The 24,739-nt window shown below is 61.0% G+C and carries 26 protein-coding genes; 19 read left to right on the top strand and 7 right to left on the bottom strand.

What is annotated here, in order from left to right; all coding sequences use genetic code 11:
* The 4 genes from HJB84_RS21420 to HJB84_RS21405 all read right to left on the bottom strand — a co-directional run bounded on the left by HJB84_RS21420 (position 1) and on the right by HJB84_RS21405 (position 4,114).
* On the bottom strand, positions 1-885 hold the full coding sequence (locus HJB84_RS21420; protein WP_207585042.1) for a carbohydrate ABC transporter permease: 885 nt from the start codon (positions 883-885) through the stop codon (positions 1-3).
* Positions 885-1,772: a carbohydrate ABC transporter permease gene (locus tag HJB84_RS21415; RefSeq protein ID WP_221116820.1), complete on the bottom strand. Its 888-nt coding sequence runs from the start codon at positions 1,770-1,772 to the stop codon at positions 885-887. The genes HJB84_RS21420 and HJB84_RS21415 overlap by 1 nt, the downstream gene beginning before the upstream one ends.
* A 97-nt stretch (positions 1,773-1,869) precedes the next feature.
* On the bottom strand, positions 1,870-3,102 hold the full coding sequence (locus HJB84_RS21410) for an ABC transporter substrate-binding protein (protein WP_221116819.1): 1,233 nt from the start codon (positions 3,100-3,102) through the stop codon (positions 1,870-1,872).
* Between the two features lie 58 nt (positions 3,103-3,160).
* On the bottom strand, positions 3,161-4,114 hold the full coding sequence (locus HJB84_RS21405; RefSeq protein ID WP_221116818.1) for a sugar phosphate isomerase/epimerase: 954 nt from the start codon (positions 4,112-4,114) through the stop codon (positions 3,161-3,163).
* Positions 4,115-4,336: 222 nt separating this feature from the next.
* Between HJB84_RS21405 and HJB84_RS21400 the strand changes: the two genes are divergently transcribed.
* The 12 genes from HJB84_RS21400 to HJB84_RS21345 all read left to right on the top strand — a co-directional run bounded on the left by HJB84_RS21400 (position 4,337) and on the right by HJB84_RS21345 (position 16,283).
* Positions 4,337-5,407, top strand: a complete 1,071-nt coding sequence (locus tag HJB84_RS21400; RefSeq protein WP_221116817.1) for a LacI family DNA-binding transcriptional regulator — start codon at positions 4,337-4,339, stop codon at positions 5,405-5,407.
* A 237-nt stretch (positions 5,408-5,644) separates the two neighbouring features.
* Positions 5,645-7,519, top strand: coding sequence for an adenylate/guanylate cyclase domain-containing protein (locus HJB84_RS21395; protein ID WP_221116816.1), 1,875 nt, complete (start codon positions 5,645-5,647; stop codon positions 7,517-7,519).
* A 117-nt stretch (positions 7,520-7,636) separates the two neighbouring features.
* Entirely contained in the window at positions 7,637-8,968 is a 1,332-nt protein-coding gene (locus HJB84_RS21390; RefSeq protein ID WP_221116815.1) for a hypothetical protein, read from the top strand.
* 7 nt (positions 8,969-8,975) lie between these two features.
* The gene (locus HJB84_RS21385) at positions 8,976-9,566 is read left to right on the top strand and encodes a hypothetical protein (protein WP_221116814.1); all 591 of its coding nucleotides are present in this window, start codon (positions 8,976-8,978) and stop codon (positions 9,564-9,566) included.
* A gap of 32 nt (positions 9,567-9,598) precedes the next feature.
* Positions 9,599-9,931 (top strand): hypothetical protein, encoded by a 333-nt coding sequence (locus HJB84_RS21380; RefSeq protein ID WP_221116813.1) that lies wholly within the window; start codon positions 9,599-9,601, stop codon positions 9,929-9,931.
* 344 nt (positions 9,932-10,275) lie between these two features.
* Positions 10,276-10,707: a biotin/lipoyl-containing protein gene (locus tag HJB84_RS21375; protein ID WP_221116812.1), complete on the top strand. Its 432-nt coding sequence runs from the start codon at positions 10,276-10,278 to the stop codon at positions 10,705-10,707.
* Positions 10,707-12,101, top strand: coding sequence for an acetyl-CoA carboxylase biotin carboxylase subunit (gene accC / locus HJB84_RS21370; RefSeq protein ID WP_221116811.1), 1,395 nt, complete (start codon positions 10,707-10,709; stop codon positions 12,099-12,101). The genes HJB84_RS21375 and accC overlap by 1 nt, the downstream gene beginning before the upstream one ends.
* The gene (locus HJB84_RS21365) at positions 12,098-12,523 is read left to right on the top strand and encodes an acetyl-CoA carboxylase (RefSeq protein ID WP_221116810.1); all 426 of its coding nucleotides are present in this window, start codon (positions 12,098-12,100) and stop codon (positions 12,521-12,523) included. Before accC ends, HJB84_RS21365 begins: the two co-directional genes overlap by 4 nt.
* The gene (gene pxpB / locus HJB84_RS21360; protein ID WP_207585030.1) at positions 12,520-13,239 is read left to right on the top strand and encodes a 5-oxoprolinase subunit PxpB; all 720 of its coding nucleotides are present in this window, start codon (positions 12,520-12,522) and stop codon (positions 13,237-13,239) included. The genes HJB84_RS21365 and pxpB overlap by 4 nt, the downstream gene beginning before the upstream one ends.
* Positions 13,236-14,231: a biotin-dependent carboxyltransferase family protein gene (locus tag HJB84_RS21355; protein ID WP_221116809.1), complete on the top strand. Its 996-nt coding sequence runs from the start codon at positions 13,236-13,238 to the stop codon at positions 14,229-14,231. Before pxpB ends, HJB84_RS21355 begins: the two co-directional genes overlap by 4 nt.
* A 21-nt stretch (positions 14,232-14,252) precedes the next feature.
* On the top strand, positions 14,253-15,020 hold the full coding sequence (locus HJB84_RS21350) for a 5-oxoprolinase subunit PxpA (RefSeq protein WP_221116808.1): 768 nt from the start codon (positions 14,253-14,255) through the stop codon (positions 15,018-15,020).
* A 60-nt stretch (positions 15,021-15,080) separates the two neighbouring features.
* A complete protein-coding gene (locus HJB84_RS21345; protein WP_207585027.1) occupies positions 15,081-16,283 on the top strand; it encodes a pyridoxal phosphate-dependent aminotransferase in 1,203 nt (400 codons plus the stop codon).
* 14 nt (positions 16,284-16,297) lie between these two features.
* Here the strand turns inward: HJB84_RS21345 and nac are convergent, their stop codons facing one another.
* Positions 16,298-17,203 carry a nitrogen assimilation transcriptional regulator NAC gene (nac, locus tag HJB84_RS21340; RefSeq protein WP_207585026.1) on the bottom strand — a complete coding sequence of 302 codons (906 nt, stop codon included), beginning with the start codon at positions 17,201-17,203 and terminating at the stop codon, positions 16,298-16,300.
* A 232-nt stretch (positions 17,204-17,435) separates the two neighbouring features.
* Here nac and HJB84_RS21335 point away from each other — a divergent pair, with 232 nt between their 5' ends.
* From HJB84_RS21335 to HJB84_RS21305, 7 genes are all read left to right on the top strand, one after another.
* Positions 17,436-18,209, top strand: coding sequence for an SDR family oxidoreductase (locus HJB84_RS21335; RefSeq protein WP_207585025.1), 774 nt, complete (start codon positions 17,436-17,438; stop codon positions 18,207-18,209).
* A complete protein-coding gene (locus tag HJB84_RS21330) occupies positions 18,206-18,913 on the top strand; it encodes an amino acid ABC transporter permease (protein ID WP_207585024.1) in 708 nt (235 codons plus the stop codon). The genes HJB84_RS21335 and HJB84_RS21330 overlap by 4 nt, the downstream gene beginning before the upstream one ends.
* Positions 18,910-19,665: an amino acid ABC transporter permease gene (locus HJB84_RS21325; protein ID WP_221116807.1), complete on the top strand. Its 756-nt coding sequence runs from the start codon at positions 18,910-18,912 to the stop codon at positions 19,663-19,665. The genes HJB84_RS21330 and HJB84_RS21325 overlap by 4 nt, the downstream gene beginning before the upstream one ends.
* On the top strand, positions 19,662-20,426 hold the full coding sequence (locus tag HJB84_RS21320; protein ID WP_221116806.1) for an amino acid ABC transporter ATP-binding protein: 765 nt from the start codon (positions 19,662-19,664) through the stop codon (positions 20,424-20,426). The genes HJB84_RS21325 and HJB84_RS21320 overlap by 4 nt, the downstream gene beginning before the upstream one ends.
* Positions 20,427-20,457: 31 nt before the next feature.
* Entirely contained in the window at positions 20,458-21,294 is an 837-nt protein-coding gene (locus HJB84_RS21315; protein WP_221116805.1) for an ABC transporter substrate-binding protein, read from the top strand.
* Between the two features lie 91 nt (positions 21,295-21,385).
* Positions 21,386-22,060, top strand: a complete 675-nt coding sequence (locus HJB84_RS21310) for a 4-carboxy-4-hydroxy-2-oxoadipate aldolase/oxaloacetate decarboxylase (protein ID WP_207585020.1) — start codon at positions 21,386-21,388, stop codon at positions 22,058-22,060.
* 96 nt (positions 22,061-22,156) lie between these two features.
* Complete coding sequence (locus HJB84_RS21305) at positions 22,157-23,341, top strand: hypothetical protein (protein ID WP_207585019.1); 1,185 nt, start codon at positions 22,157-22,159, stop codon at positions 23,339-23,341.
* Here the strand turns inward: HJB84_RS21305 and HJB84_RS21300 are convergent.
* Together HJB84_RS21300 and HJB84_RS21295 are read right to left on the bottom strand one after the other, a co-directional pair.
* Positions 23,338-24,351: a succinylglutamate desuccinylase/aspartoacylase family protein gene (locus HJB84_RS21300; protein WP_221116804.1), complete on the bottom strand. Its 1,014-nt coding sequence runs from the start codon at positions 24,349-24,351 to the stop codon at positions 23,338-23,340. The two genes, HJB84_RS21305 and HJB84_RS21300, sit on opposite strands and share 4 nt — an antisense overlap.
* Positions 24,352-24,382: 31 nt before the next feature.
* Positions 24,383-24,727 carry a RidA family protein gene (locus HJB84_RS21295; protein ID WP_207585017.1) on the bottom strand — a complete coding sequence of 115 codons (345 nt, stop codon included), beginning with the start codon at positions 24,725-24,727 and terminating at the stop codon, positions 24,383-24,385.
* Positions 24,728-24,739: the final 12 nt, after the last annotated feature.

Raw genomic sequence — 24,739 nt, 5'->3', positions numbered from 1 at the left:
TTACCCCTTGACTGCGCCGGCCGCGATGCCGCGCACGAACCAGCGGCCGGACAGGAAATAGATGGCGAGCGGAACGATGGCGGTCAGGATCGTCGCCGCCATGTTGACGTTGTAGGTCCGCTCGCCCATCGTGGTGTTGACGATATTGTTGAGCTGCACGGTCATCGGCAGGTTGTCACGCCCGGCAAATACCAGACCGAGCAGGAAGTCGTTCCAGATGCCGGTGAACTGCAGCATCGAGACCACCACCACCATCGGCACGGCGATCGGCAGCATGATCTCGAAAAAGATACGCCAGAAGCCGGCGCCGTCGACGCGCGCCGCCTTGCAGAGCTCCTCCGGCACGCTGATGAAATAATTGCGGAAGAGCAGCGTCACCAGCGGCAGGCCGAAGATGACATGCACGAGAATGATGCCGGCGAGCGAATTGTAGAGGGCGATATTCGCCATCGCCCGGACCATCGGATAGAGAAAGATCTGGTAGGGGATGAGGCCGCCGGCCATCAGCAGGCCGAAGAGCAGGTTTGCCCCTCGCGGCCGCCAGAGCGACAGCGCATAGCCGTTGACGGCGCCGATAAAGACCGAGAGCGCAACCGCGGGAAGGGTGATCGCCACCGAATTCCAGAAGCCGCTGCGAATGCCGACACAGACGGTCCCCATGCAGGCGCCCGACCAGGCGGTCGTCCAGGCGGAAAAATCGAGCGTCGCCGGCAGGGCGAAGATCTGCCCGAGCCGGATTTCCTCCATCGACTTCAGCGAGGTGACGACCATCGTGTAAAGCGGCAGAAGAAAGAAAAGTGCGGCAACGACCAGGAAGGCATAGAGGCCGATGCGCCCGACGGTGATCTGCGCCGGCTTCGGACCGTTCGGATGAGGACCGGCCATCACGCGGCTCCCTTCGCTCTGTCGCGCATGTGCATCGCGTAGCGGAACGGCGCGACTGCGATGATCACACCGAGGACAAGCACCGTCGCGCCGGCAGTGGCGAGGCCGAGGTTCTGACGTCCGAACAAATTGTCCATGATGAATTTCGCCGGCACCTCCGTCGCATTGCCGGGGCCGCCGTTCGTCATGGCGACGACGATGTCATAGGTCTTGATCACCCCCATAGCGAGCAGCATGCCGGCCGCGGCCAGCGCCGGTCCGAGCTGCGGCAGGACGATCGAGACATAGATCCGCCAGACGGGAATTCCGTCTATCCGCGCCGCCTTCCATTGCTCGCCTTCGATGCCGCGCATGCCGGCGAGCGCAATGACCATCACCAGCCCCGCACCCTGCCATACGCCGGCAAGCACCAGCGCATAGATCGCCATGTCACGATTGACCACCCAGTCGAGGACAAAACTCTCCCAGCCGAGCGAACGCACGCTCGCCTGGATGCCAAGGGTCGGATTGAGCATCCATTGCCAGATCAGCCCGGTCACCACGAAGGACATGGCATAGGGATAAAGAAATATGGTTCTGAAGGCGCTTTCAAAACGGATCTTGCGGTCCAGCGCCGCGGCCAGCAGGAAGCCGAGCAACAGGCAGCCCGCGACGTAGAGGACGCCGAAGATCAACACGTTTTGCAGCGATGCAAGCCACTTGGCGGAAGAGAACAGCTTCGAATACTGCGAAAAGCCGACATAGGTTGAAGATGGAAAGAGCGTCGAATTGGTGAAGGACAGGCGGATCGACCAGGCCATGGTGCCGATGAAGACCACGACCGCGACGAACCAAGTCGGCAGCAGCGCAATGGTGGCGGAAAGATTGGATTTGCGTTTGATGGGCATCGGCCGGCTCGTTGACTGAAAAAGCGGGGCACACGCCACCGCGAGGCAGCGACGTCGGCCGCGGCGTCGGGATCAGGCCGACGCCGCGGGCACTATTCTACTCGAAGACAGCGAAGAAATTCTCGGCCCCAGTAGCTGCATCGTTCGAGCCACCGCTCCAGTATTCGTCGACGAAATCGTCGAGCGCGCCGACCTGCTGAGGAGTAAGCACGATCGCCTGATCCGGGACGATCGCACCGGCAGCCATCAGCTCGACACCCTTCTGAGCGCAGACATCAAGCTTCGACTTGTCGACATCGGTTCGCATCGGAACCGAGCCCTTCTTCAAGGCGAATTCGACCTGCACCTTCGGATCCATCACGACTTCGGCGAGAAGTTTCTGCGCCTTGTCGGTCGCGGCATTGCCGGTCTTCGGGAACCAGAGGGAGTCGGCGATATAGACCATACCCTTGGACTCCGGCACGATCATGCAGCCATAGTCTTTACCCGGCTCCTTGCCGGCAACGGTGAATTCGCCCTTCGCCCAGTCGCCCATGAACTGCACGCCGGCCTTGGCGGTGATCAGCATGGCCGTTGCGTCGTTCCAGTTGCGGCCGGCGGCACCCGCATCGACATAGCCGCGCAGCTTGGCGAGAATTTCGAGGGTCTTCTTCACGCCGTCGACCGAGGCCTGGCTCTTGTCCTTGTCGACATAGATCTTCAGGAAGCCGTCGATCCCGACCTGCGAGAGCAGGATCATATTGAAGACCTTGGTCTGCTGCCAGGGCTGGCCACCCCAGGCAACGGGAACGATGCCGGCAGCCTTCAGCTTGTCGAAGTCGGCGAAGAACTCGTCCCAGGTCTTGGGCTCCTCGGCGATGCCGGCCTTGCCGAAGGCTTCCTTGGAATAAAAGACCCAGCTTTCGCCATGGGCGCCGGTCGGCGCGAGATAGACCTTGCCGTCATAGGAGATGAGATCATGGATCGATTTCGGCAGGACGTCGGCCCATTTGCCGGCACCGGCTACGTCGTCGATCGGATTGAACAGACCTTGGTTGATGAAATCTGCGGCCGCGAGGCCGATGACGCCCTGCTTGGCCCCGGGCGCGTCACCGGCGACGATACGGTTCTGGAAGGCGGCATCGGCGGCGCCGAAGCCGGCGATCGAGGAATCCTTCCAGACGCCGCCGCGCTTTTCGAACTCGTTCTTGATGACGTTGAGGGCTGCCGCTTCGCCGCCCGACGTCCAGGACGACATGATCTCGATCGTCGGTTTGTCCTCGGCATGCGCCGAAGCGAAGAGACCGGCGAATGCCACACCGGCAAGAAAAAGCTTCATCATTGTCTTCATTGTTCCACCTCTTGAAAATGCCCTCTTTGCGGGGCGTTCGTTGTCTTGGGAATAATCGTCAGCGGTAGATCGGCAGGAGCGCCTGCCGGACGAGCGTCAGCCCGTTGGCGATGTCGCGGACGGGATCCGGCGCGGCATCGAGTTCGAGAATTGCCCAACCTTCAAAGGCACGGTCGCGCAGCAGTCGGATCCAGGCCGGCCAGTCGACCCGTCCAAAGCCGAAGCTGCAGAAATACGGCTGGTGGCGATCGTGTATGTGCTTGTCGATCGGCGTGTCGGCGGGCATAGGCCCGACCGCATCCTTCCAGTGGGCAATGATCATGCGCTCGTGGTGGCGATCAACGAGCTGGATGGGATCGGAGCCGGCAACGATGATATGGGCAGTGTCCGGGCACATATGCACATAGGCTGGGTCGGTCAGCAGCATCATCAGGTCGACGTCGCGTGCAGCGGCAAAAATCGAATGCGCCTCGGTGTGCAGCGCCAGCCGCACGCCCCTGGCATAGAGGGTCGCGCCGAGCCGGTTCAGGAAATCGGCGATCACCTTGGCGCGGTCGAAATCGTAAAACTGCACCGGCTGGGCGCCGAGCGTCTGGCGAAGCGGGGCGCCGATCACCATGATGTCGCTGCCGCAGGCTTTCAGGAAGTCGGCATATCGCTCCGCCTTGTGGATCAGCGCGCGCTGGGCTTCGGGCTCGGCGAAGTCGCCCGCCGCCTCCAGTTCCGCGAAGAAGCCGCTGCAGAGCGTCAGGCGGCGTCTTGCCAGCTCGGCTGCAAAAGCATCGACGGAACCATAGGTCTTGATCGCATCCTGCCAGTTGAACGGAGAAAAGGTCAGCTCGACGCCGGTGACGCCGGAGGCCTGGACGCTGTCGAGAATCTTGTCCCAGAAGGCGCGCGGTTCGGTGCGCGCATAGTCGATGATCGCGTCATGGCTATCGACGCCCCAGAAGCCGGGATCGAAGAACGTCACGAGATCGACGCCGAATCGGAGCCTGTCGCCAGTAGCCATAATCCATCCATTTCTTAAGGCATGACCTACTCGCGTGCGGAAGATCAGTTCCGCAATCAATAAATCATGAATTTTCAACGCATTAAGGAATGGCAATCGTTTGCCATGCCTAGATGATAATCAAGCTGGTTTTTTAAGCAAGCGATTTTTGGCAAACGTTTGCTATAAATCGGCGGCTGCCTTAGAGTTGCAAATCGAAGCATCCGGGAGAATGAAACAAACGTGAATAAAAACAAGGATGTGGCCATAGAGGAGCAGCCGGGCGCGCTGATGGCCGATGTCGCGCGGCTCGCCGGTGTCGCGATCTCAACGGTCAGCCGCGCGCTCGCCAATCCAGGACGGGTCAACGAGAAGACGCGCGCCAAGATCAACGCGGCGGCCAAGCAGCTCGGCTATACTCCCAATGCGATGGCGCGCGGTCTCAGGGTCGGCAAATCCAACATCATCATGATCATCCTGCCCGGATCGCTCTATTATGGCGTCTCACAGATCATTCCGCAGGTCCTGCAGAGCATCAACAAGTCGCTGATCCAGGGCGGCTACAACCTGATGATCGCCAACCTCGATCGCGACGAGATTTCCGAGCGGCACATTCTCGACCTCGCCTTCGGCGGCAGCGTGCGCGGAGCCATTATCCTGTCGTCGAAGCTTCCGGAGGTCGATGGGCGCTCGCTGGCAAGTTCCGGCCTGCCGATCGTTTCGATGCTGCTCGACATGAGCGATGCGGGACTGCAGAGCGTCGTGACGAACGACCGCGAGGCTGTGCGCGACGTCACCGCCGAACTGATCCGGCTTGGCCATCGCCGGTTCTTCTACCTTGCAGGACCTGAAGGCAATTATCATGACGTCGAGCGCTATGGCGGCGTGCTCGAGGCGCTTGCGGCAGCCGGCCTATCGAAGGAGGCCGTGCGTCGCTCGGGCGGTCGTCTCGATTATCAGCATGGTTTCGACATCGGCGTGCAGGCGGCAGACGATTTCGCTGGATTGGACGAGAAACCAACGGCAGTCATCGCCACCAGCGATGACATGGCCATCTCGTTTGTCAGTTGCGTCAAGCGAGCAGGCTTGAGCATTCCCGATGATCTGTCCGTCGTCTCCTTCGACGGTTCGCCCGTCTGCGAATTCTCCTCGCCACCGCTCTCGACGATCGAGCAGCCGGTGGAAGAGATGGGCCGCGCCGCAGTGGATCTCCTGCTCGACGCCCTTGGCCAGAGCCAGAACCCTGCTTCTGTGCCCACCGTCATCCGCAGCAGGCTTATCCTGCGGGAAAGTATTGCCCCTCCGAAGAGTTGACGATGGGGAACCGGTTCGCGCATCCCGTACAGAAACGCCAGGCCCTCATTCGGAGGGTGCCACCCTGAAGCGCCGTGTGCAACTTCTCGCTGCCGTAATCCGCGACCTCGAGGCTCTCCGGGAGTTCTTACGGGCGAGACGGCGATTTTAGTTGTCAGTCATACGATCGTCCGGCAACATTACTGGCTAGCTTCTCGAATTGAATAGTATTGCCACCAGCACGTTGGGGAGACGGGCATGTGTGCAGAGCTTGTCGAGCGTCGATTGACGGCTATTCTGGCTGCCGATGTGGTGGGGTACAGCCGTCTCCTGGAGGCAAACGAAGAGGAGACGCTCAATGCCCTTCGGCAGCATCGCCGCGAGCTCTTCGAACCAGCTGTCACGACCCACGACGGGCGTATAATCAAGGTGATGGGCGACGGTTTCCTGGTCGAGTTCGGCAGCGTGCTCAGTGCTGCACGATGCGCAGTCGATATCCAGCGCGGCATGCTGGAGCGCAACATGGGGATTCCAGCCGACAGGCACTTTGCGTTTCGAATAGGCTTGAATTTGGGCGACATCGTCTTCGATGCGGATGACTTTCATGGGGACGGCATTAATGTGGCGGTCCGGCTACAAGCCCTTGCAGCTCCGGGCGGTATTGCCTGTTCGGCGGCTGTGCGCCACGAAGTCGGAAACAAACTCGGGCTCGATTTCGCAGACCAGGGCGAAAAGACCGTCAAGAACATCTCCCGTCCTGTGCATGTCTATTTTGCCGATTGGGGCAATGTCGCCTCCGGTGAAGGGGTGCCGCTTGCGGCAAACGGCCACACGCAGGCACCCGTCAACAAACCATCCGTGGCAATCCTGCCATTTGCCAACATCAGCGACGATCCCGCCCAGGAGTTTTTCAGCGACGGCATTACCGAGGACATCATCACTGATCTGTCGAATGTTTCAGGCCTGTTTGTCCTGAGCCGCTACACTGTCTTCACATGGAAAGGCCGGAGCGAGAACCTGCAGCGCATCGCCAGGGAACTCGGGGTTGCCTATGTCGTAGAGGGCAGCGTCCGCAAGGCCGGCAACCACGTGAGGATCAATGCCGAATTGATCGACGCAGCCAGCGACGGCCACGTCTGGGCCGCGCGTTACGATCGCGACCTCACCGATATCTTCGAAGTGCAGGACGAGATCACGAAGGCAATTGTCGAGCAACTCAAGGTCAAGCTGCTCCCTGAGGAAAAGGAGGCAATCGAGCTGGCGCCGACAGAGAGCGTCGAAGCTTATACGCACTTCCTCAGGGGGCGCGAATACTACCATATTGCCTCGCGCTCGAACCATCTGATGGCCAGGCAGAGCTTCGCCCGAGCCATCGAACTGGATCCGAATTATGCGCGCGCCTATGCCGGTATCGCGGTTTGCGATGCGCGTCTGCGATCTCAGTTCGGCGCCGAGATTTCGGTGGAGGACATTCTCGCGAATACGACGATGGCGCTCGTTATCGATCCCAATCTGGCGGAGGCCCATGCGGCCAAGGGATTTGCGTTGGCGGTGGCCGGCAATCGCACCGAGGCAGTTTCTGCGTTCGAACAGGCTTTGTCGCTCGACGCCAATTGCCACGAGGCAAATCGGTACTATGCCGAATTTTGCGTCACCGAAGGTCATTTCGAACTCGCGGCTACGCACTTTCAGCGTGCGATGGAAATCAAGCCTGCCGATTATGGCGCGCCGATCATGCTTGTGAACGTCCTTCGTTCGCTCGGGCAAACAGACAAGGCCAGAAGCTATGCTCGGATCGCGTTGAAAAAGGCGGAGGAAGAACTGCGGCGACATCCGGAGAATGCCAATGTTGCCTGCCTGGGAGCGACGGCGCTGGCCTTTCTCGGTGTCCGCGATCAGGCTCTGGAGTGGTTGGCCCGCTCTTTGGCGACGGATCCCGACGATATCAACATTCAGTACAATGCCGCTTGCACTTATGCACTGCTTGGCGAGATTGAGCGAGCGATAGACTTGCTCGAGGTCTGGATGCCTCAGGTCGGCATCGAGATGCGGCTATGGTTCAAGAACGATTCCGACCTCGATCCCATTCGCAGTCACCCACGCTATTTAAGCTTGGTTGAGCTGTCAGAATAACGCCCCGTAGATTTTGGCAGGTTAGTTCTAATTCTATTTTATTACTTGCTAAACTTCTTGCAAGCGCCGATCGTCAACTTAAACTGGCAATCATAAAAGTCTTTTGAGGGGGAGCGGATGGGCACCCGGTTCAGGCTTTTTGTACAGCCTCCATTTGAAGATGCTCGGTCTCGTCCCGAGATCTTCGAAGTTTCGTCTCCGTTGGGTAGCGCGACAGCCGGCCCGGCCGACGATCGCATGTTCGTTGTGGAGCCGGTCGGCAAGACCGGTCCTTACGGTGTGAACCGCGGGCCGCTCGGAACGCCGTACATCTATCTGCCGCCCTGGACCGGGAAAATCCTCGAGCCCGCCACCCCCGACGCGTGCGGCAATTTCGACTATCTCCGACCTTCGATGGCTGGCTTCGAAGCCGCGCATGTTTTTGGATGCGTGCGATTCACGCTGGATGTGTGGGAGCGCTATCTCGGCCAGCCGCTCACCTGGCATTTTCGTGATCATTATGACCGCCTGGAAATCTCGATCCTGCCGCAATGGGACAACGCCCAGTACGGTTATGGTTTCCTCGAAGTCGGGAGCCAGTTCGAGAGCGACGGGCGCATCCTTCCCTTCAGCCTGGATTTCGACGTCATCGCGCATGAGGTGGGGCACGCGATCATCTTCAGCGTTTTGGGCGTGCCGCGTCCGGAAGCCGAGTATCCTGAATATCTTGGCTTCCAGGAGGCCTTCTCCGACTGCGTGTCGCTGATCGCGGCCATGCATTTTCCGTCCGTGATCGACAATGTTCTCGAAGAGACGCGCGGTAACCTCTACCGCGCAAACCGCCTATCACGCTTTTCGGAATTTTCGCCGCATCGCCAGATACGGTCGGCAAATAACAAACGGACGATGGCCGAGTTCGCGCGTGGTTGGAAAGACGAGCATGAGCTCTCGCAACCGCTCACCGGTGCGATATTCGACATCCTCGTCGACATCTTTCATGAGAGCCTAGTGGCGCGCGGCTTGATCTCCCATGCGGTTGAAGATCTCGCCGATATTGCGGAGTTCGATCCGGCCGCCGAGGCGCCGGTGCAGCATACTTTCGACCGCGCTTTCGCGCAGAACGCTGATGGCTTTGTCGAGGCACTGCTCGACGCACGCGATATCGTCGGGACGTATCTGGCGGAAACCTTGTGGGCTCTCGCTCCCGATTTTCTCGACTACGGCGACGTAGCGAGAACGATGCTTGCAATTGATCAGGACGAAAGCGGCGGTCAGTTCGCACGGATCATCAACAGAAACTTCAGACGGCGGGCGATTGGTGAGATGCACGCGGGCCTGCACCTCAAAGGCGGCGAGCATGACAGTCATGTCCACTCTGCTCGGACGTTACTGCCGATAGACTATCTCGGGCTTCCGAAGATGAGCTATCGCGAGAAAATTTTGCTGTCGAGATCAGGCATCGGTCAATAATCAGTAGATGGAGGCAGACGTGGCTGACGAAGAAACCTTACTCGGAGTATCAGCGGTATATCTGTTTGGGCGTGAACTCAGTGATCTGATTGTTAGAGGCAGCGTTTACGGGTCTCTCAAGATACCTAAAACAGGGAAGAACAATTTTCTGAGGCGCCAGCTTGGTTCGGGCGAGGCCACTCTCGCGCGAATCTATGCCTTCTCTTTCGAGGGAGTTTTCGTTGAACTGGGGCGGCCAGCAATCTTCATTGTCCACGGCTCCGGCGCGGATCCCGACGGTCCCCCTCCGAGCTCCCTCAGGTACGACAGCTTGTCTCGCTCCCCTGGTTCAAGTGCTCGAACGGGCCTCGGTTCCCAAATTGGAGCTCTCGCTAGGGAGATGAGGGTCTGGATCTATGACAAGGCCGATCTCTCGATGAGACTCGATGCCGAGACGGGAACCTTTGAGCAAATCCTGCTCTCGGCCGAGGTTTCAGCCGATCCCAGAGGAATGGCGAATGGCGGAATGTCCCGATCGGGCGGCGCCCTGTCCCGCTCCGGCGGCGTGATGTCAAGATCAGGCGGATTCATACCGCGCAGATCGGGCGACAACGATTAATCTATAGTTGGGGACAGACCAGGGAGGCTAACATGTCCGACGACAAGTCTGAAGTAGAGGTTAAAATCGACAATTTAGACCCGGATCCTGTAGAGGCTCCGTTATTTGCCAATAAGAGTTTTAAACTCGTAGGTCATGGCTTCGGCAAAAAAGAGCTCGATGTATATATATCAACCGACAAAAATGGCGGTAATAAAATTTCAAAAATCAAAGTATCTATTGATGACCATGCTACGATTGCGGATGACTTTTTGATGGTGGTTGCCAAGCCCGAGCTTGGCGCTCCGATGGAGACGGTCTTGTGGGTTGCCGTAGAATTGAACGGTAAGTTTCAAGACGCCAAAGAAGGATTCAAAGTCGTCTGATTTTCGAGCGATCACCTCGACGCTGGTTGGCGGTCTGCGACTTCGCCAGCCACCGCCTTAATGCGCAGTCTGTCTGTCAGTCGCGCCATCCGATGAGACTGAACCGAGCAAGAAACGAGTGCTCGCCGGTTCGAATCTCCCATCAAGAGCGGGCATCGCCGAACGACCTGTTCTCATTGGAGGATTCCGGCGGGGCCGGCGACAGGTCCCCGCCGGGCCGATTGCACTCCATCAAAACTTCGTCTGACCCCATCAACCCATACGTCGTGCTACGAAAATCACGACACCGGGCGATCTGAAACTTCAGCTATGCGCGGTGGAATTTTGAAATTCCGAGCACGCACATGGACCTCTCGAAGATCAAGACGCTGATCGACTTTGTCGGACGATCGAACATTACCGAGCTGACCGTGACGGAAAAGGCCGTGACGGTTCGGATTTTCCGCACGTCGCCGGGAGAGGCAGACGCTGCTGAGCCCCCGCAAAAGCCGGAATCGGCGATAAGCCTCGTCTCCGATACGCCTCCGAGTGTCGAGAAAACCTCCCATGCGGTGAAGGCGCCCGTCTTCGGCGTTCTGCACCGGGCGCCGACGCCCGGCGAGCCGCCGTTCGTCGCGATCGGCGACGCGGTGGAGGAGGGGCAGACCCTTTTCATCATCGAAGCGATGAAGGTCTTCAACACGATCGCCGCGCCGCGGTCCGGGCGCATCACGCACCTGACCGATATCGACAATGGCGAGGTTGAGACCGGCGATCTGCTGGCGGAGATCGCCTGATGCCGGAAACATCTGAACAATCCGCCGCTTCAGGCCGCCGTTTCGATACCGTCCTCATCGCCAATCGCGGCGAGATCGCTGTCCGGATTCAACGCGCCTGCCGCGAACTCGGCCTGAAGACGGTCGCCATCTGCTCCGAGGCGGACAGGCAAGCGCCCTACGGCAAGACTGCCGACAGTTTTCTCTGCATCGGCCCGTCGACTGCGGGCAAGAGCTATCTCAATCAGGATGCCATTCTGCTCGCGGCACGTCTGACCGGCGCTGGCGCCATCCATCCGGGTTATGGCTTTCTGTCGGAAAACGCCGCCTTCGCCGACGCCGTCGAAAGGGCCGGGCTGGTCTTCATCGGCCCGACGGCGTCATCGATCGCGACCATGGGCGACAAGATCGCGGCAAAGCGAGCAATGATGGCCGCCGGCGTCCCCTGTGTTCCGGGTCCCGATACCGCGCTGCCCGACGACCCGGCCTCGATCGAGCGCATTGCGCTGGAGATCGGCTATCCCGTCATCGTCAAGGCGTCAGGCGGCGGCGGTGGACGCGGCATGCGCGTCGTGGTGAAGGCCGACCAGCTGCATGAGGCAATCGCGCTGACCCGCGAGGAGGCGCGCAAGGCCTTCGGCTCGCCGTCGCTCTACATCGAGAAATTCTTAGAGCATCCGCGCCACATCGAGATCCAGGTCATCTGCGACGATCACGGCAATGCGGTGTGGCTGGGTCACCGGGATTGCTCGATGCAGCGCCGCCACCAGAAAGTGGTTGAGGAAGCGCCGGCGCCCGGCATCGCGCCCGAGATCATCCAGCCGGTCGGCAGGGCTTGTGTCCAGGCCTGCCTTCAGATCGGCTACCGCGGCGTCGGCACCTTCGAATTCCTCTATGAGGATGGCGCCTTCTATTTCATCGAGATGAACACGCGGCTTCAGGTCGAGCATCCCGTCACCGAGCTGACCAGCGGGGTCGATATCGTCCAGGCGCAGATAAAGGTGGCCCAGGGTGACGTTCTGGATCTCGCCCAGAGCAATGTCACCTGCGAGGGCCACTCTTTCGAATGCCGCATCAACGCCGAGGATCCCGACACCTTCCTGCCGTCGGCAGGTGTCGTCACGCATCTGGCTTTGCCGCAGGGATCAGGCATCCGCGTCGATACGCATATTCATTCCGGCTACAGGGTCTCGCCCTATTACGACTCGCTGATCGCCAAGCTGATCGTCCACGCACCGACGCGGGCGAAAGCGATGGCCAGAATGTGCGAGGCGCTTGCCGGCATCGAGATCGAGGGCATCGCCACCAATATCCCCTTCCTGCGCGCCCTGTTCGAGGATCACGCATTCGCGCGCGGTGAGACCGATATCCACTATCTCGAGCAATGGCTGAAGCTGAGGAGGACGGCGGCATGAGCACCATCGATTTCAGCGATCCCGCAACCATCGCATTCCTCGCCGACGCGCTGACGGCCGCCGGCGTGGAGGGCCTCGAAATCTCCCGGCCGGACGGGCAGATTCGCATCGTCATTTCAGGGGAGGGCGGCGCCCGGATCGGCGTACAAGAAGCTACACCCCGCGCTCCAGGCCACGCACCTGTCATCGTGAAGGCGCCGATCGCAGGACATTTCTGCGCCGAACATCCGGCCGCCGCCGTCCTGCCCCAAACTTTGCCGCGCTCCGTATCCGATGCGGATATCCTCGGCTTCATCAAGATAGGGCATGTGCTGCTTCCCCTTCGCGCCGGCTATTCCGGTGTTTTGTCCAAAGAGCTCGCTGAGTCCGGCGCATTGGTCGGCTTCGGCGATCCTCTGTTCGAAATCGAGCTGCCATCATGATCGTCACGACAACCCGACATGCATCCAGACATGCAGCGCAGCGCGAAATCGTTCCGGCCACCCAAAGCCGGGCACGGGTTTCCTCGATCGGGGCCAGATCCTTCCTGCTCGAGGCGCCAGGCGAGTTCGACCTCATCGCGCAGCGGCGGATCTGGGCCCTGTCCCAGACGGTGAAGGGTTGGACGGATCTTGCCGAAAACATTCCCGGGATGACCAACCTGCTGGTGATCTTCAAGGAGACGCCCGAAGACCCCGATGCAGTGGTCACCCGGCTGCTGGAGGCATGGGAGAATGCGCAGAGCATCGATCTCGATGGCAACACTATCGAGATCCCCGTCACTTACGGCGGCGAACATGCGACGGATCTTCCCGCCCTTTGCGATCTCTCCGGCTTGAGCGACCACGAAGTCGTCCGCATCCATCATGAAGCGACCTACCGTGTCTTCGCCCTGGGCAGCGCGCCCGGTTTCGGCTATCTGCATGGCCTCGATCCGCGCATCTATATGCCGCGAAAGACCGTGCCGTCGCTGAAGATGCCGAAGGGCTGCGTGACCATCGGCGGCATGCAGACCGGCGTCGCCATGCTGACCGGTCCTAATGGCTGGAATTCCATCGGCTTCGCATCACTGCAGATGTTCGACCCAACCTCGCCGACCCCCGCCATGATGGCGCCGGGAGATACGGTGCGGTTCCTGCCGGCAAGGATCGAACTATGATCGAGATCTTGGAAACCGGCCCGTTCAACACGGCGCAGGATCTCGGGCGTTCCGGCTATCGCGACATCGGCGTATCGGCGAGCGGCGCCATGGACCCGCTTGCGGTCAGGATCGGCAATATTCTTGCCGGCAATGATGAGAATGCGGCCGTGATCGAGGTGCAGACCTTCCCGTTCAGCCTGTGTTTCGAGCGTCGCACCGTCTTTGTCGTGACCGGGGCCGACGGCGGTCCGCATCTCGATGGATCGGAACTGCTTCCATGGTGCGCCTATACGGCAGAGCCCGGACAGGTCCTTGAATTGAAGCAGCCCCCGAGGCTCGCGCGCTCCTATATTTCGGTCGGAGGAGGGCTGGATATCCCAGTCGTCATGGGGTCGCGGAGCACGTCGCTGCGCGGCGGTTTCGGCGGCAATGCCGGCCGGCCTCTGACGAAGGGCGATCGGATCGCGGTCGGCGAGGATGCGGAGATCGCCATGCTGCCCGCCTCGGGTCTCGCCGTCGTCGAGCCCGCGGTGGCGCTACGTGAAGTCTTTCCGGCTCCTATCGACGGCGCCTTGCCAATCCGTGCTCTGCCTGCCGGCGAGCACGATCTTTTCGCCGGCGACGGCGAAGCCTTCTGGAGCCAGACCTGGAGGATTTCCTCCCGCAGCGACCGGACGGGCTACCGCCTGTCCGGCGAGCCGATCACGCCGACCGCATCCATCGAAATGCGCTCCCATGGCGTCGTGCCCGGCGTGATCCAGGTTCCGCCGGGCGGCGAACCGATCGTACAGATGAGCGATGCCAACACCGCCGGCGGATATCCGAAGATTGCCGGCGTGATCGAGTGCGATCTGTGGCGGCTCGGGCAGGCCCGCATCGGCGCCCGCCTGAAGTTCGTCCGGTCAACGCATGCGGAAGCGCGCGCCGTCGAACAGGCCGTCGCCCGCTATGTCGACGATGTCAGGCAAACATCGGGGATGGTCAAGCGCGCCCTGAAGGCGATGGCTTAAGGGAGGCGAAAGGAGGAACTGATGAAGATCGATCTGAATTCCGACATGGGCGAAGGATTTGGTCCTTACCGGCTGTGCGATGACGAAGCGATGATGAAAATCGTCTCCTCGGCCAACATCGCCTGCGGCTTCCACGGCGGCGACCCCGAGACGATGGGGCGCATGGTGCGGCTTGCGAAACTGAACGGTGTCGGCATCGGCGCCCATCCCGGCCTGCCCGATCGGCTGGGCTTCGGCCGACGCGAAATACCGTTCCAGGCAGACGAGCTTCGCCAGCAGATGCTCTATCAGCTCGGCGCACTGATGGCGATCGCCAGAAGCGAGCGGGTCGCTGTCTCCCATATCAGCTTCCATGCGGCCATGGGCAATATGGTCAACCGCGATCCTGTCCTCGCCGACCTGATGATGGACTCGATTGCCACCGTCGACGCCAATCTCGTCGTCTTCGTCACATCGGGCAGCGGAATTGAGCAGGCGGCGAAACGCGCGCGCCTGAAGACATTGGCGCTATTCCTTGCCGACCGGGCCTATGACGCCGGCGGCAGGCTGGTTGCGCGCGGGCTTCCCGGCGCCGTGATCAAGGATGAAGCTGCGGTGCGCGCCCGCGTCCGAAAATTCCTGCTCGACGGTAGCGTCGAGACGATCGACGGCGCCGTGATCGCCATGCCGGCGCGCTCCATTCTCGTCCACAGCGACACGCCGGGCGCGCTTGAGCTTGCCGGCATCGTGCGCGGCGAGATCGAGGCCACGGGCGCGACGCTCGCTCCGGCCACCGAACTCGCCGACTGACGCAATCCCGATCGCCTGCCGGCGGTCTTTCTTCCAAAGTCTCATCGAAGGACCATCGTGATGTCCGCCATATCGGATCGCCTGAAAAACGTCTCCATATCCGCATCCGCCGCCATGACACAGCGCGCCCGGGAATTGGCCGCCAAGGGGATCAAGGTCGTCAGCCTCTCATCCGGCGAGCCGGATTTCCCCACTCCGGCACACGCGATCGAGGCAGCCCATGCGGCGGCGCTTGCCGGCGATACGAAATATCCGCCGATGGACGGGACGCCGGCCCTCAAGTCAGCCATCATCAGGAAGTTCAAGCGCGACAACAATCTCGACTACGATGCCAGCCAGATCGTCGTCTCGGCCGGCGGCAAGCAGGTGATCTTCAATGCCATGCTGGCAACCTGCAATCCGGGTGACGAGGTGGTCATTCCCACACCCTCCTGGGTCAGCTATGCCGACATCGTCAAATTCGCCGGCGGCGTCCCGGTCGCGGTCCCCTGCTACGAGCAGACCGGCTTCAAACTGCGTCCGGAGGATCTGGAAGCGGCAATCACGCCGCGCACCAAATGGCTCTTCCTGAATTTCCCGAATAATCCCACAGGAGCAGCCTGCACCCGGGCGGAGATGGCGGCCATCGCCGAGGTCATGCTGCGCCATCCCGATGTCTGGATCATGACCGATGATATCTACGAACACCTGGTCTATGACGACTTCCAGTTCTGCACGATCGCGGAGGTCGAGCCCGGACTGTACGATCGCGTCCTGACGATGAACGGCGTCTCCAAGGCTTACGCGATGACCGGCTGGCGGCTCGGCTTTTGCGCCGGACCGAAAGACCTGATCTCCGCCATCAGCAACGTCAACGGCCAGAATGGCGGCGGCATCGCGACATTGACGCAGGCGGCTGCGACCGCAGCGCTCGACGGGCCTCAGGATCTGCTGAAGGAGCGTGCGGCGATCTACAAGGAAAGACGCGACTTCGTGCTCGCCAAATTGTCGGAAGTGGAAGGGCTGCGCTGCCATCGGCCCGAAGGCGCCTTCTACATCTATCCCAACATTTCAGGGCTGATCGGCAAGACCAGCAAAGGCGGTCGAAAGATCGGGACTGACGTCGATTTCGTTATGGGGCTGGTGGAAGAGCATCATGTCGCAACCGTGCAAGGCGCCGCTTACGGAATGAGCCCCTTCTTCCGCATTTCCTACGCCACGAGCATGGAGAAACTGGATGAAGGCTGCGCGCGCATAGCCCAGTTCTGCAAGGACATGCGCTGACCGGCAATTGCGTCTCAGGCTTTCAGCCGCGCCGTCAACTCCAGAAGGATGTCTCGGACGGCAAGGGCCGGTTCCGACAAGGGATTCTGGTCGGAAACGCAAAGCGAAAGGGTTTCCTCGATCCGGGGCGAGACGAGCCGGCAAATCAGCGGCTCGCTCGATTCAGAGACGATGCGGTCGGCGATGGCTTTCGGCATGATCGTCGCGCCGAGACCGCCGTCCACCGCGCGGGCGAGCGTGCGGACGATTTCGACTTCCGCCACGACTTTCAAATTGGTGCGCGTGCGGGTGAAGGCGGTATCGACCGCGCGGCGGACGAAATTATAGACCGGGGGCAGGAGCAGCGGTATTCCGTCGAGAGTGTTGACCGGAACCGGTTTCGCATCCGCTTCAATGGCAAAGTCGCGATGGGCGACCAGGAAAAACTCTTCGCTGAGGATCGGTTCGAACCGCACGCCCTTGATCGGTCCGGTTCCGTGGAGAAGCGCCATCTCCAGCCGCCCGTTCATGATCATCTGGCTATAGGTCTGACCGACACTTTCGGTCAGATGCAGGAGAATTCCGGGATGCCGTTTCCGGGTCTCCGCCAGCAGGTCGACCGAGAGCGTCGCCGCACTGCTGAACGGCACGAGGCCGACGGAGACGCGTCCGGCAAGCGAATTTCCGGCCGCCGATGCATCGGCCTGCGCCTGCTCCATCTGCCGAAGGATAATCTGCGCATGGCGATACACCGCGTGTCCCGCATCGGTCATGCTGACGCCCTGCTGGCTGCGGATCAGCAGCTTGTGGCCGAAATGCTCTTCCAGCGCCGCAAGCTGCTGACTGAGAGCCGGCTGGGCGATATGCAAAAGATCCGCCGCTCGCGTGATGCTGCCGCTGTCGACGATCACGATGAAAGATTTGAGGCGTCTGATGTCCATGGGGATCGGGGTACCGTGCTGATCTGCGGATGGCATGTTTGCAGACGCGCGTCGCTTTTGCAACGCGACGCGGCCTGAGGCAAGGCCGCGAGAGAATGCCGGCATCGCCGCTTTCTCTTCTTCGGCAGACCGCACCGGCTCCATAACCGTTGCTTATTGCTCCAGAGATAATCGGTCTTAGGCAAGGGGTTGAAGCTTCGCTACTCTCTCTTTCAACAACAAGGGAACGACAATGCCATTCTCCGACTACAAGACCGCACTGGTGACCGGCGCATCCTCCGGTATCGGCGCAGCCGTGGTTGAGCGGCTTCGCCGAGAGAACATCGAAGTCCATGCCGTTGCCCGCAGTGCCGAAGCACTGAAACAGTTGGCGACACGCACAGGCTGCGTCGCCCACACCATCGATGTGACCGACCGTGAGGCGATCGCCGAGCTCGCGCGTCGGGTGGAATTCGACATCCTCGTCAACAATGCCGGCGTCGACCGGCCGAAGAAGTTTCTGGAAGCCGACGAAAGCGATATCGATCTCATCGTCGACGTCAATCTGCGAGCCGTCCTGCACATCTGCCGCCTGGTCGTGCCGGGCATGGTGGCGCGGGACCGCGGCCACGTCATCAACATCTCGTCGATCGCCGGCGCCTATAATTTCGGCGGCAATTCCTCCTATCACGCCACCAAGGCAGGGGTGAGCATGCTGTCCAACCAGCTGCGCATCGACGCTTTCGGCAAGCGGGTACGGGTCACGGAAATCTGCCCCGGCCGCGTCGCCACGGATATTTTCAATCACGTCCACGGCGATGATCCGAGCATTCGGGAAAAGTTCATCGACGGTTTCGAACTGCCGCAGGCGGGCGATATCGCCGACGCGATCGCCTTCGCCATATCGGCCCCCGTCGCCGTCAACATCGGACATATGGAGATCACGCCGACGCTGCAGGTCATGGGTGGCCTGCAGACCGCAAGGCCGCAGCTAAAGACAGATCCCTCCGGGGAGCCAACTCCGTGAGCGGTTTCGACCTTTCGGCAATCCTCGGAAATCCGGAATATGTCGCCATGCTGCTGCATGGCATCGAGATGACCTTCATCATCTTTGCCGGATCCTGGTCGCTAGCGATGGCGCTGGCAGTTCTGCTGCTCAGTTTGCGTCTGTCGCCCTTTCGCTTCGGCGATCCGATAGTTGCCGCTTACGTATCCTACCACCGCAACGTCCCCACCCTGGTCCAGCTGATGCTGTGGTATTTCGGGATCTTCACCCTGATGCCGAGCGGGCTGGGAGAATGGCTGGCCATCCATAATGCCGAGGCCATCTTCGCGGTGATCGGGCTTGGGCTTTGCCAGGCGGCCTATTTCAGCGAAGATCTTCGTTCGGGCGTGCGCTCGGTCGGTCCCGGCCAAATGGAGGCGGCTCGGGCGCTGGGCCACGGTTATGTCTCGGCGATGCGTTTCGTCATCATGCCGCAGGGCGTGCGCAACGCGCTGCCGCCGCTCGTCAATCATAGTGTCTCGCTGTTCAAGAACAGCAGTCTCGCCGTCATCATCGGGGCGTCGGAACTGACGCATGCGGTCAAGGAAATCGAGAACCTCAGCTTCCGGACCTTCGAAATCTACCTGATCGGCACCGTTCTCTACCTCTTCTTCTCGCTCGTGATCATGAGCATCGGCGCCTATCTGTCGATGCGCGCGGATCCTGCCAGGAGCGCGCGCGCATGATCCACGATATGATCGCCATTCTCCGAGACTATTGGCTGCTGCTCTTGATCGGCCAATATCCGAACGGACCGCTCGGCGGGCTCGCCAATACGCTGATCCTGTCGGCGCTGAGCATCGCTCTCGCCTTTCCGGTCAGCATCGTATTTGCAATGGCGCGGCTCTCTCAGTCGCCGCTGCTGCGCTGGCCAGTCACTGCCCTTGTTTATTTCACCAGGGGCGTGCCGCTGCTGATGCTCATCCTGTGGAGCTATTTCCTGGTTCCGCTGCTGACCGGCGCCGACGTGCCAAGCTTCGTCACCATGCTGACGACACTCGTGGTCTACCAGAGCGCGTTCCTGAGCGAGGTCGTCCGTGCGGGCATCGTCGCGCTCGGACCGGGCCAGATGGATGCGGCGCGTGCGCTTGGCCACGGTCATATCGGCGCGATGCGCTACATCATCCTGCCGCAGGCGCTCTACAACATGATCCCGAGCATCCTCTCCACCTTCGTGTCGACGATCAAGGACACGACGCTCGGCTACGTGATCAACGTGCCGGACCTGACCTTTGCAGCAAGCCAGGTCAACAATCAGCTGCTGACGCAGCCTTTCCAGGTCTTCCTCATCTTGGCGATCGTCTACTTCGCCATCTGCTGGACGCTGACCTACTTCGCAAATCGCCTCGAGCGGCGCATCACGCGGCGGCGTGCGGGACTTCTCAACGTCCCCGCCGCCCTGGTCACGCCGTCGAAAATCGTATCGGAGCAGCTATGACCATGTCCGTTTCAACGCAGGAATCGCAGACGATCCGGCTTTCGCAGGTCTGCAAGAGCTACGGCGACTATCCGGTCCTGAAGGACATCGATGCGCAGGTTGCGCGCGGCGAGGTCGTGGTCATCTGCGGACCGTCCGGTTCGGGAAAATCCACGCTGATCCGCACGATCAATCGCCTTGAGGAGATCAATAGCGGATCGATCACGCTCGACGGGCAAAACATTCACGCCTCGATGCGGGCGAGAGAACTCAATACGATGCGCAGCCGGATCGGCTTCGTCTTCCAGAACTTCAACCTGTTTCCGCATCTGTCCGTCGCCGAAAACGTATCGATGTCGCCGATCCGGGTGAAAGGCGTGGCACCCGATGTCGCGCGCGAAAAGGCCCTCAAGCTGCTCGATCGGGTCGGCCTCGCCGACAAGGCCCGGGCCTATCCGGGTCAACTCTCCGGCGGCCAGCAGCAGCGGGTGGCGATCGCCCGCGCCCTTGCCATGGAACCGCCGGTGATGCTGTTCGACGAGCCGACGAGTGCGCTCGATCCCGAAATGGTCGGCGAGGTGCTCGCCGTCATGAAGAGCCTGGCGTCCGAAGGCATGACCATGCTCTGCGTCACCCACGAAATGGGTTTCGCGCGCGACGTCGCCGATCGGATCTGGTTCATCGATGCGGGCCAGATCATCGAAACGGCGACTCCCGAGGACTTCTTCAACAATCCGACCCATCCCCGGGCTCAGCGTTTCCTCGCTGATCTCAGGCATTGAGACCAACGACCAAAAACAAAGGAGAACAGCAATGAACTGGAAATACCTGAGCCTCACCGTCGCATTTGCCGGCATGGCGGCCGCCTTGCCCGCGAAAGCCGATCAGCTCGACACCATCATGTCGGCGAAGACCCTGCGCTGCGCGACTTTCGCCGACGTTCCCCCCTTCGCTTCGCCGGATCCGAAGACCCGCGAAATGGCCGGTTTCGACGTCGATCTCTGCGGCGCCATCGCCAAGGAATTGGGCGTCAAGGCTGAAATCAAGCCGGTTTCGGTCGAAGCCCGCGTGCCCGAGGTCAAGCTCGGCCGCGTCGACATCACCGTTGCAAACCTCGCCTATACGGTGAGCCGCGCCGAGCAGATCCAGTTCAGCGATCCCTATTATCTCGCAAAGGAGATGCTGATCGTGCCGGCCGACGATGCCGGCAAGAAGAAGGCCGATTATGCAGGCCAGCGCCTCGCTTCGACCAAGGGTTCGACCTCGGAAATGTCGATCAAGCTTAACAAATCCGACCCGCTGACATTCCAGGATACAGCCTCGGCCTATCTCGCCGTCCAGCAGGGCAAGGCCCGCGGCATGGTGGCCAACACCATGACGACGACCAAGTTCGTCAATGAATCGAAGAGCAAGGGCAAGGAAATGCGGATGATCGAGGAGCCGATGCTTTACCAGCCGATCGGCATCGGCATGGCCAAGGATCAGCCGGCGCTGACCGCCAAGGTCAACGAAATCCTTCGCAAGCTCGACGCAGCGGGCGAGATCAACAAGATCTGGGACAAGTGGCTCGGCCCGGATACCGAATACAAGATGACCCGCACCGATAAGGTCGTGCCGCTCTCCGAGCTGAAGTTCGACCCGATCCCGTGAGGCCTCCCGGCCTCAACGTCCTCAAGTGACGATTTCCAAACGAAATCCGACGGCGGGGCATGCCCGCCGTCACCAACGATGTGAGGCATCCATGATCCATATAAAAGATATCACTGAGCGGCCTGATAAAGCCGATATAGACGCCGTTTCCAAGTTTTCGCCGGCGACGATCCACGAAGCCCAGGGACGCCGCGGCGCACTTTCCTCCCGCCTCAAGCCCGTCGACTACCGCATGAAACTGTGCGGCCCGGCCTTTACGGTGAAATGTGCGCCGCGCGACAACATCATGCTGCAGCTTGCCATCAACTACGCAAAGCCCGGCGATATCATCGTCGTATCGGCAGGGGAATACGAGGAGGCCGGATCCTTCGGCGATGTGCTCGCCAATGCCTGCCTGGCGAAGGGCATCGGCGGTCTCGTCACCGACACCGGCGTGCGCGACACGCTGCAACTGCGGGAACTCGGTTTCCCGGTCTTCTCGCTCAGCGTCTGCATCAAGGGCACGGTGAAGGAAACTATTGCGGCGGTGAACGACCCAATCATCGTCGGCGGCGAAACCATCAATCCCGGCGACATCATCGTCGGCGATGCCGACGGACTGGTGGTCGTGCGCAGGCAGGAAGCGCGGGAAGCCGCCCGGCTCTCGCAGGCCCGCGAAGACGCCGAAGCCGGCTATATCGCCGCGTACAAAGAGGGCAAGTCGGTCATCGAGGTCAGCAATCTCGACGCGGTGCTGAAAGCCAAGGGCCTTGTCGTGGATATTTGATGCACGGCGGGAGCGCCGAAGGCCTGCACCCAAAGATCAGCCTGGACACTATTATGGACACGTGTTCTATAAAGTGGACAGATTTGGGAGCGCGCCATGCATCTTTCCATGTGGACTTACCCCTGGGATATCCATGATCAGGGGGTCGACACGATTGCCGCCGAGCTTCGCAACCGGGCCGGCCTCAATACGGTCAGCCTTGCGACCTCTTATCATGCCGGCCGCTTTCTCCAGCCGCGCAGCCCGCAACAGAAGGCCTATTTTCCCGAGGACGGGACGGTTTATTTCCGGCCGGATGAAAGCCTGTGGCAGGACAAGGTGATCCGGCCGTTGATGGCCAGGAATGTAGCCGAGCGCGGCGACATGCTGGAAGCGCTCGTCAGGGAGCGTGAGACAACCGGTCTCAAGGTCTCCTGCTGGACGGTCTGCCTCCATAATAGCCGCCTCGGCATGCTGCACCCCGACCACGCGACGCAGAACGCCTTCGGCAATCCCAACTATTACAACCTTTGCCCCTCCAGCCCGGCGGCGCGTGCCTATGCCGTCACTCTCGTGCGCGACATCACGACGAACTACCGGCCGGACATGGTGGAACTCGAAAGCCCGAACTTCATGGGTTTCGCGCATGAATACCATCACGAAAAAGATGGTGTCGGCCTGAACGCCGAAGACGATTTCCTGCTGTCGCTCTGCTTCTGCGACCATTGCACGGCGCGCGCCACCAAGGCCGGCGTACCGGTCGAAGGCGCGCGCCGATCGGTCAAGCGCTTCATCACCGAACTCTGCGAAAGGGCTGTCCCGGAGCGGCAGTTCCCGGACTTTCCGGCAGCGGGCAACGACGCCTTCCGCGACCACCCCGATCTGCATGCCTTTCTTGCCTGGCGCAGCGAACCGGTGACCAGCCTGATCGGCGAGATCAAGGCGGCAGCCGATCCGGCGACACGCATCGTGCTCATCGACCTGAAGGATGGCTGGCTCGGCGGCGTCGATCTCGCAGCCGTCGGCAGGCTCTGCGACGGGGCGATCCTCTGCTGCTACGACATGGAGCCGGATTCGATCGGCGATGTCATCCGCACCGGCCGGGCAGCCCTTGGATCGGAAAAGTTCCTCGGGGTCGGCCTGCGCGTCTTCTATCCCGAGGTCGGTGAAGCCGCTGTGCTGGCGGCCCGCTCCAAGGCGGCCGTTGATGCCGGTGCCGACGGCGTGAACTTCTACAATTACGGCCTCATCCCCGCAAAGCGTCTCGACTGGGTCAAGGCGGCCGTCGCCGCCATCACCTAAGCTGCAATGGGTTCGGCGACCTGGATTAAACAGTCGCCGGCCTGGCTGTCGCAATGCAGACGCTGGGAAATGACGATGCCGCTCTCGGCAAAGCGGAGCTCTTCCTCCGGCTGCTCCAGCCGTTCCAGATCGTGATACCATCCGGCCAGATCGCCGGCAGAAACGGTGGCTTCAAGCGTGACGGCCGGTTCGAACCAGCCTCTGCGGTTGGCATAGATGCCCTGGCTGTGCCGGGACAGCGAGAGAAGCTGCAACGGCCCCGGTTCGGCGAGGGTCGCTCGCGACAGGATCGGGTGTTCGACGATACGGAGCGTGAGGAGCAACCGGTCGATCGCTGCCGCGGTGAAGGCCATCGTCGCAGGCGTCACGGTCCCGCCACCGCCGAACTCGCCGGAAAGACCGACAGTCCCCACCCGTGCCGCAGCCCCCATCGATGTCGGCGCCGCCGGCCCGTTGTCGGCGATGAAGGCATGCGATGCTCCGATCGCCCGCATCAGCGAGACGGATCGCTCGAAGCGGGCGGCGTCGGCCTGCCGCTCGATCAGCGTGCAGGGCAGGTGCGCCATCGACGTGCCGCCCGAGTGCAGGTCGAGCATGACGTCGTGGCGCGGAAAGAGTTCGTGTTCGAGGAAATGCGCCAGCCGCGCCGTCGGCAACCCCAAGGGATCGCCGGGAAAGGCCCGGTTGAGGTTGCCGCCGTCGAAGGGCGAGCAGCGTTTGGCCGCCATCACCGCCGGCAGGTTCGCCATCGGCAGGATGGTGACGGCACCGCGGATCTGAGTAACTTCAAGCAGGCGGATCAGCCGGGCGAGCTGGAGTTCGCCCTCGTATTCGTCGCCATGATTACCGGCCATCAGCAGCAAAGACGGTCCCTCACCATTTCTGAGACGGAGGATCGGAATGCGGATCTGATAATAGGGCGAACGATCGATCGAATAGGGAATGGCGAGATGGCCAGCCTGTCGGCCCTCGCGCGAAAAGTCGATCGGATTGACGAGGCCGCTGTGCATGAAGTCTCCAGTGCGGGCGGTTGCCGTGCAATTATAGCGCCGCGACCGCGGTCATTTCGACGCGCAGATCCGGATCGGCGAGGCGCGCCTCGACGCAGGCGCGGGCCGGCGGGTTTTCCATGTCGATCCAGCTGTCATAAACGCCGTTCATCGCCTCGAAATCGGTAATCGCCGGCAGGAAGACATTGACAGCGAGGAGACGCGAGCGGTCGATACCGGCTTCCTTCAGAAGGGCGTCGATCTTGCCGAGCACGTCGCGGGTCTGCTCCTCGATATCAGCCTTGCGATTTTCCGCGACCTGACCGGCAATATAGACGAGACCGCCATAGCTGACGGCTTGGCTCATGCGCGAACCTTTCTGGTAACGCTGGATCATGCGGGTTTTCCT

The organism is Rhizobium sp. NZLR1b (assembly GCF_019685155.1).
Taxonomy (GTDB): domain Bacteria; phylum Pseudomonadota; class Alphaproteobacteria; order Rhizobiales; family Rhizobiaceae; genus Rhizobium.
The sequence above is the reverse complement of the archived record's forward strand: the minus strand, read 5'-3'. Positions and strand labels throughout refer to the sequence as shown.

What these genes read in the sequence shown, in the direction of transcription:
- HJB84_RS21420 (WP_207585042.1), bottom strand. Translation starts at nt 885, where the DNA reads ATGGCCGGTCCTCATCCGAACGGTCCGAAGCCGGCGCAGATCACCGTC.
- HJB84_RS21415 (WP_221116820.1), bottom strand. Translation starts at nt 1,772, where the DNA reads ATGCCCATCAAACGCAAATCCAATCTTTCCGCCACCATTGCGCTGCTG.
- HJB84_RS21410 (WP_221116819.1), bottom strand. Translation starts at nt 3,102, where the DNA reads ATGAAGACAATGATGAAGCTTTTTCTTGCCGGTGTGGCATTCGCCGGT.
- HJB84_RS21405 (WP_221116818.1), bottom strand. Translation starts at nt 4,114, where the DNA reads ATGGCTACTGGCGACAGGCTCCGATTCGGCGTCGATCTCGTGACGTTC.
- HJB84_RS21395 (WP_221116816.1), top strand. Translation starts at nt 5,645, where the DNA reads ATGTGTGCAGAGCTTGTCGAGCGTCGATTGACGGCTATTCTGGCTGCC.
- HJB84_RS21390 (WP_221116815.1), top strand. Translation starts at nt 7,637, where the DNA reads ATGGGCACCCGGTTCAGGCTTTTTGTACAGCCTCCATTTGAAGATGCT.
- HJB84_RS21385 (WP_221116814.1), top strand. Translation starts at nt 8,976, where the DNA reads ATGGAGGCAGACGTGGCTGACGAAGAAACCTTACTCGGAGTATCAGCG.
- HJB84_RS21380 (WP_221116813.1), top strand. Translation starts at nt 9,599, where the DNA reads ATGTCCGACGACAAGTCTGAAGTAGAGGTTAAAATCGACAATTTAGAC.
- HJB84_RS21375 (WP_221116812.1), top strand. Translation starts at nt 10,276, where the DNA reads ATGGACCTCTCGAAGATCAAGACGCTGATCGACTTTGTCGGACGATCG.
- accC (WP_221116811.1), top strand. Translation starts at nt 10,707, where the DNA reads ATGCCGGAAACATCTGAACAATCCGCCGCTTCAGGCCGCCGTTTCGAT.
- HJB84_RS21365 (WP_221116810.1), top strand. Translation starts at nt 12,098, where the DNA reads ATGAGCACCATCGATTTCAGCGATCCCGCAACCATCGCATTCCTCGCC.
- pxpB (WP_207585030.1), top strand. Translation starts at nt 12,520, where the DNA reads ATGATCGTCACGACAACCCGACATGCATCCAGACATGCAGCGCAGCGC.
- HJB84_RS21355 (WP_221116809.1), top strand. Translation starts at nt 13,236, where the DNA reads ATGATCGAGATCTTGGAAACCGGCCCGTTCAACACGGCGCAGGATCTC.
- HJB84_RS21350 (WP_221116808.1), top strand. Translation starts at nt 14,253, where the DNA reads ATGAAGATCGATCTGAATTCCGACATGGGCGAAGGATTTGGTCCTTAC.
- HJB84_RS21345 (WP_207585027.1), top strand. Translation starts at nt 15,081, where the DNA reads ATGTCCGCCATATCGGATCGCCTGAAAAACGTCTCCATATCCGCATCC.
- nac (WP_207585026.1), bottom strand. Translation starts at nt 17,203, where the DNA reads ATGGACATCAGACGCCTCAAATCTTTCATCGTGATCGTCGACAGCGGC.
- HJB84_RS21335 (WP_207585025.1), top strand. Translation starts at nt 17,436, where the DNA reads ATGCCATTCTCCGACTACAAGACCGCACTGGTGACCGGCGCATCCTCC.
- HJB84_RS21325 (WP_221116807.1), top strand. Translation starts at nt 18,910, where the DNA reads ATGATCCACGATATGATCGCCATTCTCCGAGACTATTGGCTGCTGCTC.
- HJB84_RS21320 (WP_221116806.1), top strand. Translation starts at nt 19,662, where the DNA reads ATGACCATGTCCGTTTCAACGCAGGAATCGCAGACGATCCGGCTTTCG.
- HJB84_RS21315 (WP_221116805.1), top strand. Translation starts at nt 20,458, where the DNA reads ATGAACTGGAAATACCTGAGCCTCACCGTCGCATTTGCCGGCATGGCG.
- HJB84_RS21310 (WP_207585020.1), top strand. Translation starts at nt 21,386, where the DNA reads ATGATCCATATAAAAGATATCACTGAGCGGCCTGATAAAGCCGATATA.
- HJB84_RS21305 (WP_207585019.1), top strand. Translation starts at nt 22,157, where the DNA reads ATGCATCTTTCCATGTGGACTTACCCCTGGGATATCCATGATCAGGGG.
- HJB84_RS21300 (WP_221116804.1), bottom strand. Translation starts at nt 24,351, where the DNA reads ATGCACAGCGGCCTCGTCAATCCGATCGACTTTTCGCGCGAGGGCCGA.
- HJB84_RS21295 (WP_207585017.1), bottom strand. Translation starts at nt 24,727, where the DNA reads ATGATCCAGCGTTACCAGAAAGGTTCGCGCATGAGCCAAGCCGTCAGC.